Annotated in this window: 2 protein-coding genes; one reads left to right on the top strand and one right to left on the bottom strand. The window is 74.3% G+C overall.

Annotation, left to right across the window (positions count from 1 at the left end):
* The coding region (locus tag FV228_RS30130) for a P1 family peptidase (RefSeq protein WP_187277979.1) at positions 1-249 on the bottom strand (249 nt) is incomplete at its 3' end.
* Between the two features lie 102 nt (positions 250-351).
* Between FV228_RS30130 and FV228_RS30125 the strand changes: the two genes are divergently transcribed.
* A complete protein-coding gene (locus FV228_RS30125; RefSeq protein ID WP_147857775.1) occupies positions 352-1,221 on the top strand; it encodes an NAD(P)-dependent oxidoreductase in 870 nt (289 codons plus the stop codon).
* Positions 1,222-1,258: the final 37 nt, after the last annotated feature.

The following is a 1,258-nucleotide window of genomic DNA, read 5'->3' as shown; positions in this document are numbered from 1 at the left end:
GGTCACGCCCGCGCCCGCGTCGAGCCCGAAGACCGAGCCGCCCGAGAGCACCAGGGCGTCGATCCGCTCCACCGTGCGCTCGGGATCGAGCAGGTCGGTCTCGCGGCTGCCGGGGCCGCCGCCGCGCACGTCCACGGAGGCGATGACGGGCGCGTCGAACAGGATCGCGGTGACCCCGCTGGCGACCGACGGGTCGCCGGCGTGGCCGACCCGCAGGCCCGGAATGTCTGTGATGCGGTTGCGCAGCATGGCGCGAGCTTGCCATGCCGGGCGATCGGGACAAATCCCCGCCTGCGCCATCGGAGCCCGGACCGGGGTCGGCACGGCGGCGGCGACAGCGAGGAGCACGGCATGGACGTCGGATTCATCGGATTGGGGCGGATGGGCCGCGGCATGGCCGCCAACCTCGCGCGGGCGGGCCACCGGGTCCGGGCCTGGAACCGCTCGCCCGAGGCCGCCCGCGGCATCGAGGGCGTGACCCCGGTGGCGAGCGCCGCGGAGGCGTTTGCCGGGGATGCCGTCGTCACCATGCTGGCCGACGACGCGGCTCTGGAGGCGGTGATCGTGGCCGGCGGCCTGCTCGACCAGCCGGAGCGCCCCGGCCTGCATATCGGCATGAGCACGATCTCGGTGGCGCTCGCCCGGCAGCTCGCCGCAATCCACGAGCGGGCCGGCGTTCCTTACGTCTCCGCACCGGTCTTCGGGCGCCCGGACGTGGCCGAGGCCGGAAAGCTCAACATCGTGGCGGCCGGCGCGGCGGCTGCGCTCGAGCGGGCCGCGCTGCTGCTCGACGCCATGGGCGCCAGGACCTGGCCCTTCGGCGTCGAGCCGTCACGGGCCAACGCGGTCAAGCTCGCGGGCAACTTCATGCTGATCTCGGCGATCGAGGCCATGGGCGAGGCCTGCGCGCTGACCGAGGGCCACGGGGTCGCGGGCGCCGACTTCCTCGACCTGATGACCAGCACGCTGTTCGCATCGCCGGTCTACAAGGGCTACGGCGCCTCGATCGCCCAGAACCGCTACGAGCCGCCGGGCTTCGGATTGAGGCTCGGCGCCAAGGACGTGCGGCTGGCGCTCCAGGCGGCGGAAGGCGCCGGCGTGCCGATGCCCTTCGCCAGCGTCCTGCGCGACGGGCTGATCGAGGCGATCAGCCACGGCGACGGCGAGAAGGACCTGGCAGCCCTAGCGCGGGTCTCCGCGCGGCGCGCCGGACGGGGCTGAAACGCCCCCGGCGTCAGAGCCCGAAGCGGGCGAAGGC

Origin of the sequence: Methylobacterium sp. WL18 (assembly GCF_008040015.1) — a bacterium.
GTDB classification, from domain to species: Bacteria; Pseudomonadota; Alphaproteobacteria; order Rhizobiales; family Beijerinckiaceae; genus Methylobacterium; species Methylobacterium mesophilicum.
Note: the sequence above shows the minus strand (reverse complement) of the source record. Positions and strands in the feature narration are given on the sequence as shown.